Annotated in this window: 18 protein-coding genes; 6 read left to right on the top strand and 12 right to left on the bottom strand. The window is 67.6% G+C overall.

What is annotated here, in order from left to right; genetic code table 11:
• Nucleotides 1-849, top strand: a complete 849-nt coding sequence (locus tag CG716_RS11550) for an RDD family protein (RefSeq protein WP_234817812.1) — start codon at nt 1-3, stop codon at nt 847-849.
• Here CG716_RS11550 and CG716_RS11545 read toward each other — a convergent pair.
• From CG716_RS11545 to CG716_RS11520, 6 genes are read right to left on the bottom strand one after another with little or no spacing between them, the layout of a single operon-like run.
• Nucleotides 846-1,187: a hypothetical protein gene (locus tag CG716_RS11545; RefSeq protein ID WP_094479581.1), complete on the bottom strand. Its 342-nt coding sequence runs from the start codon at nt 1,185-1,187 to the stop codon at nt 846-848. The genes CG716_RS11550 and CG716_RS11545 overlap by 4 nt on opposite strands.
• 44 nt (nt 1,188-1,231) lie before the next feature.
• The gene (locus tag CG716_RS11540; RefSeq protein WP_094479835.1) at nt 1,232-2,332 is read right to left on the bottom strand and encodes a cation:proton antiporter; all 1,101 of its coding nucleotides are present in this window, start codon (nt 2,330-2,332) and stop codon (nt 1,232-1,234) included.
• Between the two features lie 41 nt (nt 2,333-2,373).
• Nucleotides 2,374-2,751, bottom strand: coding sequence for a hypothetical protein (locus CG716_RS11535; RefSeq protein ID WP_094479579.1), 378 nt, complete (start codon nt 2,749-2,751; stop codon nt 2,374-2,376).
• Between the two features lie 25 nt (nt 2,752-2,776).
• On the bottom strand, nt 2,777-3,277 hold the full coding sequence (locus CG716_RS11530; RefSeq protein WP_234817811.1) for a nuclear transport factor 2 family protein: 501 nt from the start codon (nt 3,275-3,277) through the stop codon (nt 2,777-2,779).
• Nucleotides 3,270-4,022, bottom strand: a complete 753-nt coding sequence (locus CG716_RS11525) for an SDR family NAD(P)-dependent oxidoreductase (RefSeq protein ID WP_094479574.1) — start codon at nt 4,020-4,022, stop codon at nt 3,270-3,272. The genes CG716_RS11530 and CG716_RS11525 overlap by 8 nt, the downstream gene beginning before the upstream one ends.
• 49 nt (nt 4,023-4,071) lie before the next feature.
• Nucleotides 4,072-5,418, bottom strand: coding sequence for a carotenoid oxygenase family protein (locus CG716_RS11520; RefSeq protein ID WP_094479572.1), 1,347 nt, complete (start codon nt 5,416-5,418; stop codon nt 4,072-4,074).
• Between the two features lie 104 nt (nt 5,419-5,522).
• On the opposite strand from CG716_RS11520, the gene CG716_RS11515 reads away from it, so the two are divergent.
• Together CG716_RS11515 and CG716_RS11510 are read left to right on the top strand one after the other, a co-directional pair.
• A complete protein-coding gene (locus tag CG716_RS11515; RefSeq protein ID WP_094479570.1) occupies nt 5,523-6,047 on the top strand; it encodes a PadR family transcriptional regulator in 525 nt (174 codons plus the stop codon).
• Nucleotides 6,048-6,130: 83 nt separating this feature from the next.
• Complete coding sequence (locus CG716_RS11510) at nt 6,131-6,877, top strand: PadR family transcriptional regulator (protein ID WP_094479568.1); 747 nt, start codon at nt 6,131-6,133, stop codon at nt 6,875-6,877.
• A gap of 57 nt (nt 6,878-6,934) precedes the next feature.
• On the opposite strand, the gene glpK is transcribed toward CG716_RS11510, so the two are convergent.
• Entirely contained in the window at nt 6,935-8,500 is a 1,566-nt protein-coding gene (gene glpK, locus CG716_RS11505) for a glycerol kinase GlpK (protein ID WP_165774111.1), read from the bottom strand.
• A gap of 1 nt (nt 8,501) precedes the next feature.
• Between glpK and CG716_RS11500 the strand changes: the two genes are divergently transcribed.
• Genes CG716_RS11500 through CG716_RS11490 form a run of 3 tightly spaced genes read left to right on the top strand, consistent with a single transcriptional unit; the run spans nt 8,502 to nt 11,480 of the window.
• Entirely contained in the window at nt 8,502-9,260 is a 759-nt protein-coding gene (locus CG716_RS11500; protein ID WP_094479566.1) for a class I SAM-dependent methyltransferase, read from the top strand.
• A 50-nt stretch (nt 9,261-9,310) separates the two neighbouring features.
• Nucleotides 9,311-10,792, top strand: coding sequence for a glutamate-cysteine ligase family protein (locus CG716_RS11495; protein WP_094479564.1), 1,482 nt, complete (start codon nt 9,311-9,313; stop codon nt 10,790-10,792).
• Between the two features lie 10 nt (nt 10,793-10,802).
• Entirely contained in the window at nt 10,803-11,480 is a 678-nt protein-coding gene (locus tag CG716_RS11490; RefSeq protein ID WP_094479562.1) for a class I SAM-dependent methyltransferase, read from the top strand.
• Between the two features lie 34 nt (nt 11,481-11,514).
• Here CG716_RS11490 and egtE read toward each other — a convergent pair whose 3' ends face one another.
• The 5 genes from egtE to egtA are packed head-to-tail and all read right to left on the bottom strand — an operon-like array spanning nt 11,515 to nt 16,853.
• Nucleotides 11,515-12,630: an ergothioneine biosynthesis PLP-dependent enzyme EgtE gene (gene egtE, locus CG716_RS11485; RefSeq protein ID WP_094479560.1), complete on the bottom strand. Its 1,116-nt coding sequence runs from the start codon at nt 12,628-12,630 to the stop codon at nt 11,515-11,517.
• Nucleotides 12,627-13,592 (bottom strand): L-histidine N(alpha)-methyltransferase, encoded by a 966-nt coding sequence (egtD, locus tag CG716_RS11480; protein WP_094479558.1) that lies wholly within the window; start codon nt 13,590-13,592, stop codon nt 12,627-12,629. The genes egtE and egtD overlap by 4 nt, the downstream gene beginning before the upstream one ends.
• Nucleotides 13,589-14,281: an ergothioneine biosynthesis protein EgtC gene (gene egtC, locus CG716_RS11475; RefSeq protein WP_094479556.1), complete on the bottom strand. Its 693-nt coding sequence runs from the start codon at nt 14,279-14,281 to the stop codon at nt 13,589-13,591. The genes egtD and egtC overlap by 4 nt, the downstream gene beginning before the upstream one ends.
• Nucleotides 14,281-15,567, bottom strand: a complete 1,287-nt coding sequence (egtB, locus tag CG716_RS11470; RefSeq protein ID WP_094479554.1) for an ergothioneine biosynthesis protein EgtB — start codon at nt 15,565-15,567, stop codon at nt 14,281-14,283. The genes egtC and egtB overlap by 1 nt, the downstream gene beginning before the upstream one ends.
• The gene (gene egtA / locus CG716_RS11465; protein WP_094479831.1) at nt 15,564-16,853 is read right to left on the bottom strand and encodes an ergothioneine biosynthesis glutamate--cysteine ligase EgtA; all 1,290 of its coding nucleotides are present in this window, start codon (nt 16,851-16,853) and stop codon (nt 15,564-15,566) included. Before egtA ends, egtB begins: the two co-directional genes overlap by 4 nt.
• Nucleotides 16,854-16,870: the final 17 nt, after the last annotated feature.

Genomic DNA, 16,870 nt, shown 5'->3' with positions numbered 1-16,870 from the left:
ATGGTGCCCGAGACCGTGGTGACGGGGGATGCCGTCGTCCTCGACGTGCAGATCGCCCAGCTGCCGGTGCGGGCCGTCAGCGCCATGATCGACATTGCCGTCATCATGGTCGGCTACATCATCGGGGTGCTGCTGTGGGCCACCACGCTCACCCAGTTCGACGACGCGTTGTCGGCGGCGATTCTGATCATTTTCACGGTGCTGGTGATCGTCGGCTACCCAGTCGTGTTCGAAACCGCCACTCGCGGAAGGACACTGGGCAAGATCGCGATGGGTCTTCGTGTGGTTTCCGACGATGGCGGCCCAGAACGGTTCCGGCAGGCCCTGTTTCGGGCACTGGCGGGGTTCATCGAGATCTGGACGTTCATGGGCGGCCCCGCAGTGATCTGCAGCCTGATCTCGCCCCGCGGAAAGCGCATCGGCGACGTGTTCGCCGGCACCGTGGTGATCAGTGAACGCGGCCCGAAGCTGCCGCCTCCGCCGCTGATGCCACCCGCCCTGACCTGGTGGGCGTCGTCGCTGGAGCTGTCTGCGCTCACTCCCGACCAAGCCGAACTCGCACGCCAATTCCTCGCTCGCGCTCCAGAATTGACGTCCCATGTGCGCGACGAGATGGCCTACCGCATCGTCAGCGACATCTCCACCCGCATCTCACCCCCGCCACCGCCCGGCGTCCCGCCGCAGTACGTAATCGCCGCGGTGCTCGCCGAACGGCACCGCCGAGAACTGGCCCGGCTGCGCCCATCCGGGCCACCCGCGCCGCCGCCGCCGGTCTACCCGACCGCACCGCCGCCGGGACCGGTTGCGCCGCCACAAACCGGTGCCGACAGGTTCGTGCCGCCGGCCTAGGAGAACGTGGCCGCCAGGATCGCGACGTCCAGAATCAGCAACAGCCACCCGACCAGCGGCACCAAGAACCCGCGCCGATGCCCCGCGGTGAAGAACGACGCGCCGAGGACCAGCACCACCAGGACGGGTGCCCCGTACGTGAGCAGGCCGTAGATGGATCCACTGGGTTTCGGGCAGTTGGGGGCGCTGCACGCCGAGGTGCCCATCACCGCTCCCATCGCGAAGAGCTCCACGACGACCGCGCCCAGGATGGTGGACACCGCCAGCAGCCAGTTGACCCACAACCGCCTCCGATGAGCTTTGTCGGGATGGGTCTCGGCGGCGATCGGTGCGGTCATAGGGGTCGGCTACCCGAAGCGGGCACCCGGCACACATCGTGTCGTCAGGCCGGCTGCTCCCGGGGGCGGCGCGCAGCGATCACGCTGGCCACCGAGGTGACCCCGATCGTCAACAGGGCACCGAGCATCAGAGCTGATGGTTCGCCCGCCGACAGCAGATGCTTCTGGGTGCCGAGGGTGGCGGCGGCCACCGGCACGCCGAGTTGCGCGGCGGCCAGCGCGGCCAGCGCGATGGGCTGACCGGTCAGCCGGCCCACGCAATGGGCCAGCACCGCGCCGACCCCCAGTCCCAGACCCAGCAGGATGTAGGCGGGATGCTCGCCCAGTTCGCGCACCTTGAGCGAGGCGCCGAGCCAGACGAAGAACAGCGGACCGAACAGCCCTTCGGTGATGCCGAACAGCTGGCGCGCGAGCCGACGTGGCTCCCCCGCGGCCTTGACCGCCAGGCCCAGCGCGAATCCGGCCAGCATGATCGACACATGCGTGGCGACCGCGAGCGCGGCGAGCGAGAATAGCGCGATCAGGCTGATCCGGAACTCCAGGGCGAACTCATGGTCCTCGGAATAGCGGTGTAGCCGTTTACGCAGCCCGCGGCGGTCGAACCACCACAGCGAGGCGAACACAGCTCCGGCGCCCAGCGCGATCACCACCGCCCCGATGGCCGCCGTAAGAGCGCGGTCCGGATCGATCACCAAGGGCAGCAACACAATCGATGTTGCGTCGGCGATCGCAATCTGGGCGGTGACGCCCGTAACTGACGGTCCGTTGATGCCAAGTGCCTGGATGACCGGTAGTGCCAGCGCCGCCGATGACGACGCCATCAACACCGCATACACCGCGGCATGGCCGGTGTGGAACAACGTCGCCAGACCAACCCCGAATACCGCGGCCACCGCGCCGATGAGGACGGCTCGCAGCACGGCGGCCGGGATCGAGGAGCGCAGGGTGGCGTCGCGGATCGGGACGTGTGTACCGACCACGAACATCACCAGTGCGAACCCGATGTCGGCGAGCAGGCTGAAAGTCGGATCGGCGGCGTCGACGATGCCGAATCCAGTTCTGCCGATGAGCAATCCCGCTGCGAGTTCTCCGATGATGACCGGGATGCGCAGCCTCGGCACCGACGCCAGCAGCGGCCCCGCCATGCCGACGACCGCGACAAGGGCCAGGGTGGCGAACCCGAAACTCACGTCTTGGGCACCCACGATGCAAGCCGGCACGGAATCGCGGTGTTCTCATCGGTGAGATAGCTCGCGCACACCCGGTGATAGCCGTCGGCGATCTGCAGGGCATCGGCCGGCGTGCCGCGCACCAGCAGAATCGGTGACAGCTTCTTACCGTGGTTGATCTTGTCCAGGTCCGAGCGGACATGCAGGTTGTCGGGGGGCAACAGCGTCAGACGGGCTGCGCGCAGGATGTCTTTGGCCTCGCGGTCCACCGGCTTCGCCGATTTCAGCGCCTTGATTGTCGCTGCCACGGTGGCGTCTTCGGCGAGCATGCTCAGGTAGTCCGCCGCAGCGTCATAGTCGTGTTCTTCAGGTTCGTCGAACCATTTAACCGCCATGGTGTGGTGACGGTACTCGCCCTACCTACAGGCCAAAGCGTTTCAGCAGGACGGACAGCGGATCGTCAGCGTCGCGCCGGCCGCGCGGGCCGGGCCGCTCGGGCGGCACGAACACATCAGGCCGGGTCCACTCGCGCACTGCCCAGCGTTCGGCGATCGCCCACCGGCCGTCCCGGCGCTCCATGAGGTCGACGTAGCGTGCACCGGTGGTGAAATTGGTCCGCTGATCCTGATCGGGCCGGCCCCAATGCGTTGCCAACAAGTAAGTCTCGCTGATCGCGACATCGTCGCTGACGAAGTCGACGTGATGGTTGCCGATGAAATGCATTGTCCCGGCGATGAACTCGAGGTTCTTGCGCAGCCATACGAGGTACTCGTCGACGGTGCCGTCGAAACCGGTGTGGTGATCGATGCCGCCGGGGTGGTACGCCTGTTGGATCAGGCCGAAGTCGAGCCGGTCCACGCCTCGGCAATACAGGGCGACCACATCGCGGATCGCCTGGATGTCGGGCAGCCGGTCAGGCACCGTAGCCTCCGTCGACGTCGAGCTTTTGGCCAGTGATGAAGGCCGCCCGCGGTGAAGCCAGGAAGCACACCGCCTCGGCGACATCCGCAGCAGACCCGAAGCGCCCCAGCGGCGTGTTGCGCCGCGCGGCCTCCAGCGCTTTGTCGTCGAGGTCGCCGTTCGCCGTCAGCCGTGCGGCATTGCCTTCGACGAGCATGCCGGGACCAACACAGTTGGCGCGCACTCCGAATCGGCCTTCCTCGGCGGCGATACCCCGGATCAGCGCCTCGATGGCGGCTTTCGGGGCGACCGACAGTCCGTCGCGAACGGCGAAGCGCCGGGTCGCCGCGGTCGTCACCGCGACGAGACTGCCCTGCGAGGCGCGCAGGTGCGGGAGGGCCGCGGCAACGACGTTGAAAAAGCCGCCGGCGTCGGTGCCGAGCTGTTGGTCGAACTGCTCGGGTTCGACAGTGCTGAGGTGTCGCATCGGCACGTGGGCACCGGCGGCGTGCACGAGGGAGTGCACCCCGCCGGCTTTCCGCGCGAAGGCGTCGATCACCCGACGCGCGGCCACGGCATCGGTGATGTCCAGCTGCTCAGCGCCGACGTCATCGGTCGCGAGTTCGGCTGCCTTGCTTGCGTTGCCGTGGTAGGTAAAGCCCACTCGCGAGCCGCGGGCAGCCAGCATCGCGACGATCTCGGATCCGATGCCGCCGGTGCCGCCGACGACGATCGCCGTGCCGGGCAGCGCGCTGAAGTCACCCATGGGCTCACATCGTCGCAATTGCGGGTCCTCAGCGCGTGCCGCGGTACCGCTAGGCAGGAATCCAGTTGCCGTGGAAGCCGTACGGAACGCGCCGTGGCAGCTGGATCCGGGCGACCGGCTTACCCGCGAAGTCGGACGCGTCCAGGATCACCAGATCGCTGCCGTCGCGCGCGGCGTCGTACACATAGCCGATGTACCAGCCGTTGCTTTCATCGGCGGGTCCCGACGTCGACGGAACGAAAACCGCCTCCCCCGGTCCACCCGGCACCAGGCCGGTGGCGAAGCGGTGCTCGACGGCGCTCCCGGTGGTCAGGTCGTGGCGAACCAGGCTCGCGTCGCCGACCGAGACCGAGTAGCGGGCCGGCAGGCCGGCCAGCCGGTCGTCGATCCGCGGGAACTCCACCGACCGGTCGTCGAGCTGGCGCTCGTTGACCGTGCCGTTCTGCAGATCGATGGTCCAGCTCCACAACACCGCGTTGGCGTCGAAGCCACCGTCGTCACGCCATAGCTCCGGGTACCGAACTGCCTGCAGCACAATCGATTTCCCGTCAGCGCCCTCGTGGGCATTGGCGACGTGGAAGACGTAGCAGGGGTCGATCTCGAACCAGCGGATCTCGCCGAACGGGTCGTCGCGGCGTAGCACGCCCAGCCGGGCACCGTAGGTGTCGTCCCACCGGTAGGGCATATCGCCCTCGCCCTTGAGCGCGATATCGAGGTTGAACACGATCGGCAGGTCCATGAAGATGACATGCTTCGCGGTCAGCGCGAAGTCGTGCATCATCGTCAGCGCCTTCACGTCAACCGGACGATTGATGGTCAGCTCGCCGTTGGCGTCGGCGCGGTGATAGGTCACGTGCGGGGCGAAAATGCTGCCGTAGCCGAAGAAGTGCAGCTCGCCGGTGGTCGGGCAGATCTTCGGGTGCGCCGTCATCGAGTCGATCAGCTTGCCACCGAAGTCGTAGCAGCCCACCGTTTCCAGATCGTTGGTGATCTCGTACGGCAGCGACGATTCCACGAGCGCCAGGGTCTTGCCGGCGTGGTTGACGACGTGGGTGTTGGCGACCGCGGCCCGCAGGTCGCGTGTCCCGTCCTCGCGGTAGAGCGGGAACGGATCGATGAAGCTGTCGGTGCGCACCCAGCGGTTGCGGTACCACTTGGCCGCACCGCCCTCGATGCGAACGCCGTGGATCATCCCGTCGCCGGTGAACCAGTGGCCGGTGGCTTCGCGCGGGTTGGGACCGTTGCGTAGATACCAGCCGTCGAGCTCTGGTGGGATTGCGCCCTCGACGGGCAGGTCGTATTCGGCGAGTTCATCCGGCACCGGCGCGTAGTTGCCGCGCTGGAAGAACTGGCCCTCGGTGGGCAAGTTGGCTGAGTCGGTGGTGATGTCCGTCATGCCGACAACATTGACACTCCACTGATGACATGTCAATGGTGAAATGTTGCGCCGTCGGGCGCGTGACATTCCACAACTGACATATCGCCGCCTACGATGGGTGGGTGAGTCTTCGGTACGCGGCGCTCGGCCTTTTGGCACAGCAGCCCGGCAGCGGGTATGACCTGCTGAAACGGTTCGAAATCTCCATGGCGAACGTCTGGCCCGCGACCCAGAGTCAGCTCTATGGCGAGCTCAACAAGCTGGCCGACGGCGGCCTGATCGAGGTCAGCGACATCGGCCCTCGCGGCCGCAAGGAGTACCGGGTCACCGACGCCGGCCGTCAGGACCTGCTGCGCTGGATGACCAACCCGCAGGACGACCCGCCGTACCGCAGCGCCGAGCTGCTCCGGGTGTTCCTGCTCGGCGAGATGACAACCGAGCAGGCCAGGGCCTACGTGGTGGGGGTGGCCGAACACGCCGAAACCGAACATGCCCGCTACGAGCAGCTGCGCGACGCCATCGACTGGGACGACAATCCCGCCGGTTTCTACGGGCGCGCGGCCTTGGAGTTCGGGCTGCGTGCCGAGGCGATGGAGGCCGAGTGGGCGCGTTGGTTGATCAGGGAGATCGACAAAAAGTCGATCTGACCGTTGCATCGCGATAGTTTCCGATATATCGTCAACGTATCGGAAACGCATTCGGCGTTTCCTGACCAGAAACGAGAACTTCTATGAACACCCCATTTCCCCAGTTCGGCGGCCCTGGCATGGGCCGCCCCGGCTTCGGCCCCGGGTTCGGTCCCGGCTTTGGTTTCGCCCCCGCGGGTCGCGGTCGTCGCCACGACCGCCAGGGCCGACGCGAGCTCCGCGATCAACTGCGTGATCAGTTCCGCGAGCACGGCGATCGCCACGACGGTCCGCCCTTCGGCCCGCGCGGCGGATTCGGTCCCGGCTTCGGTCCGGGCTTCGGCCCGGGTTTCGGCCCCGGCTTCGGTCCCGGTGTTGGACGCGGCGGTCGCCGCGGACACGGCCGCAGTCGCGGTAAGCGCGGCGACGTGCGCGCCGCCATCCTCAAGTTGTTGGCCGAACGGCCGATGCACGGCTACGAGATGATCCAGGAGATCGCCGAGCGCAGCCAGGATCTGTGGAAGCCGAGCCCCGGCTCGGTCTACCCGACCCTGCAGCTGCTGGTCGACGAAGGTCTGCTGGTGGCAACCGAATCCGAAGGCAGCAAGAAGCTTTTCGAGCTGACCGAGGAAGGCCGCGCCGCGGCCGAGAAGATCGAGACCGCACCGTGGGACGAGATCACCGAAGGCGCCGACCCCGGCCAGGTCAACATTCGTGCCGCCGTGGGTCAGCTGTTCGGCGCCGTACGGCAAGCGGCTTTCGCTGCCAACGCCGAGCAGCAACAGCGCATCATCGACATCGTCAACAATGCGCGCCGCGAGATCTATCAGATCCTCGGCGAATCCGAGTAAGCAATCAGACTTGGGCGCGGGTTCGTGCGCACAGCGCACGAAACCGCGCCCAACTCGTCAGACCTCCACCCAGTCCAGCGTCCGCTGGACTGCCTTGCGCCAGCCCGCATAGCCGGTCTGACGCTCTTCGTCGCTCCAGGCCGGCGTCCACCGGCGGTCCTCCTGCCAATTCGCCCGCAGATCATCGGGATCGGCCCAGAAGCCGACCGCCAGCCCAGCCGCGTAGGCCGCGCCCAGCGCCGTCGTCTCGGCCACCACCGGACGCACCACGTCCACGCCGAGCACATCGGCCTGAATCTGCATGCACAACTCGTTCTGGGTGACACCGCCGTCGACCTTCAGAACCTCAAGGTGCACACCGGAATCGGCTTCCATCGCGTCGACCACGTCGCGGCTCTGATAGCAGATCGCCTCCAACGTCGCGCGGGCCACGTGCGCATTGGAGTTGAACCGCGACAGCCCGACGATCGCCCCGCGCGCATCCGAACGCCAATACGGAGCGAACAGCCCAGAGAACGCCGGCACGAAGTACACACCGCCGTTGTCCTTGACCTGACCGGCCAGCGTCTCGCTCTGTGAAGCTCCGCTGATGATGCCCAGCTGGTCGCGCAGCCACTGCACGGCCGAACCCGTCACCGCGATCGAACCTTCAAGGACGTAAACGGGTTTCGCATCACCGAACTGGTAGCACACCGTGGTCAGCAATCCGTTGTCGCTTCGCACGATCTTTTCGCCGGTGTTGAGCAGCAGGAAGTTGCCGGTGCCGTAGGTGTTCTTGGCCTCGCCAGGGGCCAGACACACCTGCCCCACCATCGCCGCCTGCTGATCGCCGAGGCTGGCGGTCAGCGGCACCTCGCCACCGGCCGGGCCGCCGGCCAGCGTCGTCCCGTACGGCTCCGGCGATGAGGACGGCCGGATCCCGGGCAGCATCGCACGCGGAATCCCGAAGAGCGCCAACAACTCCTCGTCCCAGTCAAGGGTCTCCAGGTTCATCAGCATGGTGCGGCTGGCGTTGGTCACGTCGGTGACATGCACCCCGCCCTGCGTGCCCCCGGTCAGATTCCACAGCACCCAGGTGTCGGGTGTACCGAACAGGGCATCGCCGCGCTCGGCGTCGGCGCGCACCCCATCGACGTTTTCTAGGATCCACTGCAGCTTGCCGCCGGAGAAATAGGTGGCCGGCGGCAGCCCGGCTTTGCGCCGGATGATGTCACCGCGCCCGTCGCGGTCCAGTGCCGCCGCGATGCGGTCGGTGCGGGTGTCCTGCCACACGATCGCGTTGTAGTACGGCCGGCCGGTCTTGCGGTTCCACACCAGCGTGGTCTCGCGCTGGTTGGTGATACCCAACGCAGCAAGATCACTGGCACCCAGCTTGGTGGTGTTCAGCGCCGACTTCACGACCGTTTGGGTGCGCTCCCAGATCTCCACCGGGTTGTGCTCGACCCATCCGGACTGCGGCAGGATCTGCTCGTGTTCGAGCTGGTGCCGGCCCACCACCGCGCCCTTGTGATCGAAGATCATGCAGCGGGTGCTGGTGGTGCCCTGGTCGATCGAGGCGACGAAGTCAGCCAACGGTGCTCCTCTGACGTGCGGCGCTGCGGATGTGGCAGCCGTTTCGTCCATGATGGCCTACATGGCAAATGAGGTCACCGACATCGCCGACATGCCCCGCGGCGGTCCGGACGCGTCCTGGCTTGATCGCCTGCTGGAGACCGATTGCCCGGAATACCTCGACCGCGACGACGTCGACGACGAGGTCAAGCGCGCGATCGTGTCGGCCCTCGACCGAATCGGCTCACTGTTCGGCGAGCATGATCGCAACGCCGCGTTGGTGCTGCGCGAGGTGGCCGACATCGTGGACCCGACGATCCTCGAACTCGGTGCGGGCCATGGCGCGCTGAGCCGCCGGCTGCTCGAACAGCACCCCACCGCCCACGTCACGGTCTCCGACGTCAATCCGGAATCCGTAGCGGCGATGGCCGCCTCGGATCTCGGTGATAACCCGCGCGCCACCGTGCGCCCCGTCGACGCGACGGCCATCGACGCCGCCGACGGCTCGTTCGACCTGGCCGTCTTCGCGTTGTCGTTTCATCATCTTCGGCCGGCGCAAGCCGCGCGGGTCCTCGCCGAGGGCACCCGGGTGGCCGGCGAGATGCTGGTGATCGACCTGCCCCGGGTACCCTCGCCGCTGCATGTCGCCAAACTGGCGGCGCTCGCACCGCTGGCGCTGTGGTGGCCGTTCGCGCACGACGGATTGATCAGTTCCCTGCGTTCTTACAGCCCTTCGGCGCTGCGGGCCCTCGGCGCCCACGCCGGCATCGACGTCGACGTCAGCACCAACCCGTTCGACCGGCAGGTGGTGCGCGCCCGCCGGCGCGGCTGATCTCGGCGATTTGCTTGCGCAGCCTGCGCTGAACCGGTTGCATCGACCCCGTGGGGGATGAGGTCAAGCAGGCCAGCTACAACCGGGCGCACCGGCAGGAGTACCGGCGCAAGGTTGCGCTGTGCCTGGACGTATTCGAAACGATGCTGACGCAGTCCAGTTTCGAGTTCGACCGGCCACTGACCGGCATGGAGATCGAATGCAACCTGGTCGACGGTGACTACCAACCGGCGATGTCCAACCAGGAAGTGCTGGCTGCGATCGCGGATCCGGCGTACCAGACCGAATTGGGCGCCTACAACATCGAATTCAACGTCCCGCCGCGCCCGCTGCCCGGCCGCACCGCATTGGAGCTGGAGGCCGAGGTCCGCGCCAGCCTGAACGCCGCCGAGACCAAGGCCAACACCGACGACGCCCACATCGTGATGATCGGCATCCTGCCGACGCTGATGCCGCAGCACCTGACTGGCAGCTGGATGAGCCCATCCCTGCGCTACCAGGCGCTCAACGACTCGATCTTCACCGCGCGCGGCGAGGACATCCTCATCGACATCACCGGGCCCGAGCGGCTGAGCCTGCATGCGGAGTCCATCGCACCCGAATCCGCCTGCACCAGTATGCAATTGCATCTGCAGGTATCCCCCGCCGACTTCGCCGCCAACTGGAACGCGGCACAGGTACTCGCCGCCCCGCAGCTTGCCCTTGGCGCCAATTCGCCGTACTTCTTCGGCCACCAGTTGTGGGCCGAGACCCGCATCGAGTTGTTCGCCCAGGCTACCGACACCCGACCCGACGAGCTCAAGGCTCAGGGCGTGCGCCCGCGAGTGTGGTTCGGAGAGCGCTGGATCACCTCGATCTTCGACCTTTTCGAGGAGAACGTCCGCTATTTTCCCTCGCTGCTGCCGGAGCTGTCCGATGAAGACCCGGTCGCGGAATTGGCCGCCGGGCGGACCCCGCAACTACCGGAACTACGGTTGCACAACGGCACCGTGTACCGCTGGAACCGCCCGGTCTACGACGTCGTCAACGGCCGGCCGCATCTGCGGGTGGAGAACCGGGTGTTGCCCGCCGGGCCGACAGTCGTCGACATGCTGGCCAACTCGGCGTTCTACTACGGCGCGCTGCGCATGCTGTCCGAAGAGGACCGCCCACTGTGGACGAAGATGAGTTTCACTGCCGCACATGACAATTTCATCGAGGCCGCCCGGCACGGCATGGACGCCCGGCTCTACTGGCCCGGCCTCGGCGAGATCACCCCTGACGAACTGGTGCTGCGCACCTTGTTGCCGTTGGCCGACGAAGGGTTGCGCCGCTGGGGCGTGGCGGCCGAGGTGCGCGACCGCTATCTCGGGGTCATCGAGGGGCGCGCCAAGACCGGCCGTAACGGATCGGTGTGGCAGGTCGCGACGGTACAGGCACTACAGCGCCAGGGCATTGCGCGTCCGCAAGCGCTGGCCGAGATGCTGCGCCGGTACTGCGAGCTGATGCACAGCAACGAACCGGTACACACCTGGCCCGTCGACGCGGAGTAGGTTGGGGGCCATGGATTCTGAACTGATGGACTGGGACAGCATCTACCGGGAGGAAGGCGACTTCCCGGGCCCGCCGCCGTGGAACATCGGCGAACCCCAACCCGAGTTGGCGGCACTGATCCGGGACGGGAAGATCACCGGTGCCGTGCTCGACGCCGGGTGCGGACATGCCGAGTTGTCCTTGACGCTGGCCGCCGCGGGCAGCACCGTCGTCGGCATCGACCTGTCGCCGACTGCCATCGCCGCGGCGACCAAAGCCGCACAGGAACGTGGCCTGACCGGCGCCACCTTCGTGTCCGGCGATATCACCTCGTTCACCGGCTACGACGACCGCTTCGACACGATCGTCGACAGCACACTGTTTCATTCGCTGCCGGTCGAGGCACGCGATGCCTACTTGCATTCAATCCACCGCGCGGCCGCCCCGGGCGCGAAGCTGTACGTGCTCGTATTCGCGAAGGGCGCCTTCCCGCCGCATCTGGAGGCCAAGCCCAACGAGGTCGACGAAGACGAGCTACGCGCTGCGGTGTCGAAGCACTTCGTGATCGATGAGATTCGCCCGGCGCACATCCACGCCTACCAGCCCGAGATACCCGACGTACCTACCGTCCCGAAGCCCTTCGATCTCGACGAGAAGGGCCGGACGAAGATGCCGGCATTCCTGCTCAGCGCACATAAAGCGGTTTGAATCTATGGGTTGCGCTGGGAAATACTGAGCCGCTTCAGGTTACGCTGCGCAGCGCGGTTGCGAAGGTTTCGATGTCCTCGGCGTAGGCGTCGACGTGCGGCGACACTCGTAGCACCGGCGCCGTGAGCTCGAGCGGCGCGCGCTCGACACCGGCCACGGTGGTCACGATGCCGTGCTCGGCGAGCAGCCGCGCACGCACCTGCACCGGGTCGGCGCCGTCGGTCGGCGCCAAGGTGGTGATCGCGGTGGGCTCGTCGTCAGGTTCCACCACCCGCCAGCCCGGCACGTCGGCCAGAATCGTGCGGGTGAGGTTCCCCAGCGAAGCCAGCCGCTGGCGAACCGCCTCGGGCCCGGCGGCCAAGTGCTGTCCGACTGCTACCGAAAAGCCAACCCGTGCAGCAATATTGGCCTCGCCGAACTCCAGGCATTGCAGCGCCGATAACGGCCCGGCCCACTCCGGGGACTGCAGCAGGTCGGCCAGCGCCGGACGCACCGCCAACACCCCGACGCCGCGCGGGCCGGCCAGCCACTTGCGCGACGACGAGTAAACCGCGTCGGCATGGGCCACGCAATCGATCTGAGCCAGGGCCTGGGCCGCGTCGACGACGAGCGGAACACCGATCTCGCGGCACACGGCCGCGACCGCGTCGACCGGCTGCACCACACCGCGGTGGCTGCCGACCGCGGTCAGGTGCACCATCGCCGGCGGATCGTCGGCCAACACCGTTCGTGCGGCATCGGGATCGACCCGGCCCAGGCCGTCCACCGGCAGCGCTCTCCAGGTGAATCCGCTTGTCGCGAACTCGGCCAGGTTGGGTCCGTACTCGCCGGGCAGACACGCCACTGTGCGCTCCATCGGCCACACGCCGAGCAATAGATGCAGAGCGTTGCCTGACCCGGTGGTGAAAACCACGTCCTCGGGCGACATCCCGGTGAGCGCGGCGACGCCGGCTCGGCCGGCATCGAGAGCTGGTGCGGCTGCCTGCGCGGCGACGTACCCACCGACTTCAGACTCATGGCGCGCATGTGCGGCGGCAGCCTCGATCGCGGCCAGGCTCTGGCGCGAACATGCGGCGTTGTCGAGGTGCACACCGGCAGCAGGCAACCGGGCATCACGCCAGCTCTGCGCCAGAGTCTCCGGCGTGCTCACTTCACCGCCAGCGACAGGCCGAAGTCGCCCGCCTCATCGGTCCACCAGTGGGTGCGGCGCAGCCCGGCTGCGGCGAGTTCCTGCGCGACGGAATCCGGGCGGAACTTGCACGACACCTCAGTGAGCATTTCCTCCCCGGCCGCGAAGCCGACTTCGAGCCCGAGCCCGTCGACGCGAACCTGCTGCGGAGTCGTTGCCCGCAAACACATTTCGATGCGCTCCTCGTCGCCGTTCCAGCGGGCGACATGCTGGAAGCCCGCGATGTCGAAGTTCGCGTTTAGTTCGCGGTTGACCACCGCGAGCACATTGAGGTTGAACCGGGCTGTGACACCAGAGCTGTCGTCATAGGCGCGGACCAGCCGACCGGTTTCCTTGACCAGGTCGGTGCCCAGCAGCAGGCTGTCCCCGGGGTCCAGTACGTCGGCCAGCGACGCCAGGAACTGCGCGCGCGGCCCGGGTGTCAGGTTGCCGATGGTGGAGCCGAGGAAGACGAACAGCCGTCGGCCGCCGCTCGGGATCTTGGCCAGGTGTTCCTCGAAATCGCCACACACAGCATCGATCTCGAGATCCGGGTACTCACTTCCCAATGCCGCACCTGCTGATTCCAGCACGCTTGAGTCGACGTCGAAGGGGATGAATCGGCGCAGTAATCCGGTGGCGTGCAAGGCGGTCAGCAGCAACCGGGTCTTCTCCGAGGTGCCGCTGCCGAGTTCCACCAAGGTGTCCGCACCACTGGCCGCGGCGATCGCCGGTGATTGGGTGCGCAGAATCTGCGCCTCGGCCCGGGTCGGGTAATACTCCGGCAGCCGGGTTATCTGCTCGAACAAATCACTGCCGACTGCGTCATAGAACCACTTGGGCGGCAACGATTTCGGATTCTGGGCCAAGCCGGTCAGCACGTCGTTGCGCAGTGCGTGCGCGGCAGAGTCGGCGGCTAGGAAGTTCGACAGCGTGAACGTCACGAAGATCCTTTCAGCGGTGTCAGCTCCACTCGGCCCACGCCCACGTCGACCAGGTGACGGTCGGGAATGTCCTGCCAGTCGGGATGGTCGTCATAGGGTTCGCTGGCCAACACCACGCCGTCGTCGCGGCGCAGTATCGACAACGTGTCACCCCAGGTGGTAGCCAAAAGACGAGATCCGTTGGCCGCCAAGATGTTCAGTCGGGCGCCCGGATCGGCCGCACCGACCTCGGCGATCGTGTCGGCGAGACGATCCAGGCCACGGTCGAAGATCAGCGCGGCCAGTACCGCGCTGTCGACCGTCGATTCGGCGGCACGGGTCGCTGGCAGCACCCCGCGGTCGACGACTCCGTTGTGCGACAGCAGCCAGCTGCCGTCGCTGAACGGCGCAGTGGCGCTGGCCTCGATGGGCATGCCCACCGTGGCAGAGCGCACTGCGGCGACCACACAGCCGCTGCGCAACGCCGGTGCCACCGAGGCGAATGACACGTCGCCCCACAGCGGAGCGGCACTGCACCACCTTCGCACTTCCCCGTGGTCGAAAAAGCCCACGCCCCAGCCATCGGCGTTGATCAGCCCGTGCTTCTGCCGGCGCGGCGCATAGGACTGCACGCGCAAGCCGCACGGCGGATCGAGCACCAGCGAGGCGACCGACACCGGCTCACCCAGCCATCCGAGATGCCGGCACATCAGGCGTCCCAGGCCAGTCGCACACCGGAGAATATCTGCCGGCGGATCGGGTGATCCCAGTTACGGAAGCTGGGCCGCAGGGTGTCGGGGGCCACCGCCCACGAACCGCCGCGCAGCACCTTGTAGTCACCGTCGAAGAACGGCTCCGAATACCGCTGATAGATCATCGGCGTGAAACCGGGCCACGGCCGCAGCGGCGACGTGGTCCATTCCCACACGTCGCCGAGCATCTGCTCGGCCCCGCAGGCCGACGCCCCGGCGGGATAGGCACCGACGGGCGCGGGCCGCAGCGCCCCGCCGCCGAGATTGGCCAGCCGCTCATTCGGTTCGTCGGAACCCCACGGATAGCGGCGACGGGCGCCGATACCGCAATCCCAGGCCGCGGCCTTCTCCCACTCGATTTCGGTGGGCAACCGCGCACCCGCCCACGACGCGTAGGCCTCGGCTTCGAAGAAGGTGACGTGCTGTACGGGTTCGTCGCCGGGGATGTCCTCGATATGGCCGAACCGGGTCCGGCTGCCGTCGGGATTCCAGAACTCGGGTGAGGTCAGGTTGGCCTGAACCCGATGCTCCCACCCGCGCGGTGACCACCACCGCTGCTGCGTGTAGCCGCCGTCGTCGACGAACTGCCGCCACTCGGCATTGGTCACGGGAACGCGGCCTATCCGGAAGGCCGGGACGTCCACCACGTGGGCGGGCCGCTCGTTGTCCAGCGACAGAGGTTCGGCTTGCACATCGACACCGAGCACGAACGGACCGCCGGCCACCAGAACCGACGTGCCGGCCAGCCAGGAGCGCCCGGCGGGCAGCGTGCTGCGCTGGGCCAGGATCGGCGAGCCGCTGCGCAGATTGAGTGCCTGCAGCATGGTTTCGTCGTGCTGGTTCTCGTGGCTGATCACCAGGCCGAAGCGGAACGCGACCTCGGCGTCGTCATCGCGCTCGGGCAAGGTGTCCAGGACGTCGAGCGCCGCGGCCCGCACGCTGCGGCAGTAGGCGCGCGACTGCGCCGGCGAGAGCAGCGGCAGGTCGACGCGGCTGGCCCGGCTGTGCACGAACGCGTCGTACAGGCCTTCGATATTGGCGGGCAACATGCCCGGCCGGTGCGGGTCGCCGTCGCGCAGCAGCCACAGCTCTTCCTGCTGCCCGATGTGAGCGAGGTCCCACACCAGCGGACTCATCAGCGGGTCGTACTGGCGATGCAGCTCGGCGTCGTCGAAGTCGGTGAGGGTCAGGGTGCGCTGGCGGGCCCGGTCGAGGTCACGGGCCAGGATCTCGCGCCCGATCACGATGCCGGCCTGGCCATCTGCAGGACGGCACCCTCGATACCGCTCCGAATGGTTTGGTCGGCGAAGTCGTCGGCTGGGCAGCGGCCATCCTCCACGTTCTGCACCAACCGCAGCATCGACTCGGATAATTCCGCGGGCACGCGTTCGGCCGCCACCGCCACGCAACGATTGGCCGCCTCATACAAGCGGTTGTCGGCCAGGCCGACCCGGGCTGCGAGGTCCCACGCCGTCGCGACCGGCTCGACGGCTTCGGCGGCGAGCTCGGCGGCGACCGGATCATCGAGAAGCGTCACCATCAGGAACACCAGGGCCGGCAACAGGTCGTCGGGCACGCTGTCGAGGTAGCGGATCTCCAGGAAGCGCCGCGGCCGCACGGGCGGGAACAACGTGGTCAGGTGGTAGTCGAGGTCGGCGGTGGTGGGCCGGCGCCCGCCCAGCAGCACCACGCCGTCAGCCCAGTCGGCGAACGGCACATGTTGGGTGACCGCGACCGCATCCGGGCTGTGCACCAGCATCACCGGCGCCTTGAGCGCGTAACGGGCCCAGTCGGTGCACGGGTCGTCGCCGCTGGCGCCCAGGATCGGGCCGCACCGCGCGGAGTCCAGCTGCCCCCAGACGCGTTGGCGGGTGGACACCCATCCGGTGAACCGCCCGGCAAGCAGTGGCGAGTTGGCGGCGATCGCGATCATCGTCGGGCCGAGGGCATGCGCCAGCCGTACCCGCTCGGCCCAGCCGTCGCGAGGGCCGGCGTCGAGGTTGACCTGGATCGAGGCGGTCGACGTCATCATCGCCGCGCCGGCGGCGCCGGTGTGCGAGGCGGCGAAGAAACGTTCCATGGCCTGATAGCGGGGACCGGGGCTGATCCGGTGCGGGCGCCGCAGCGGGTCGGCGCCCAGCAGTGCCAGGCCCAGGCCCGCCTCGGCGAACGCCGATTGCAGGGCCTTACGGTCGGCGGTGAGCCCGGCGATCGCGGCGACCGGACCTTGAGCCGGCGGGCCCGACAGCTCGACCGCGCCGCCCGGCTCCACGGTGACGGCGCTGCCACCGGGCAGGGAGCCCACCGTGGCGATCACGTCACCGAGCTCCGACCAGTCCGGACGACGGCGCGGATCGTTGAGGTCGAAGCAGTGCGCCTCGAGTTCCAGGCCGACCCGGCCGACCGGACCGTCGTCAAGAGTGGCGCCGGCGATGTGCAATGCGGCCGAGGATGAGCTGGCCAGAACGCGCTCGCCAGCGGCCGGCCCGCTGCGTGCTCGGCCCGGCTCAGACGTGACGACAAACGTCATGGCTTCCATCTTCCAGA

Origin of the sequence: Mycolicibacterium sphagni (assembly GCF_002250655.1) — a bacterium.
In the GTDB taxonomy this organism is placed as follows: Bacteria; Actinomycetota; Actinomycetes; order Mycobacteriales; family Mycobacteriaceae; genus Mycobacterium; species Mycobacterium sphagni.
The sequence above is the reverse complement of the archived record's forward strand: the minus strand, read 5'-3'. Positions and strand labels throughout refer to the sequence as shown.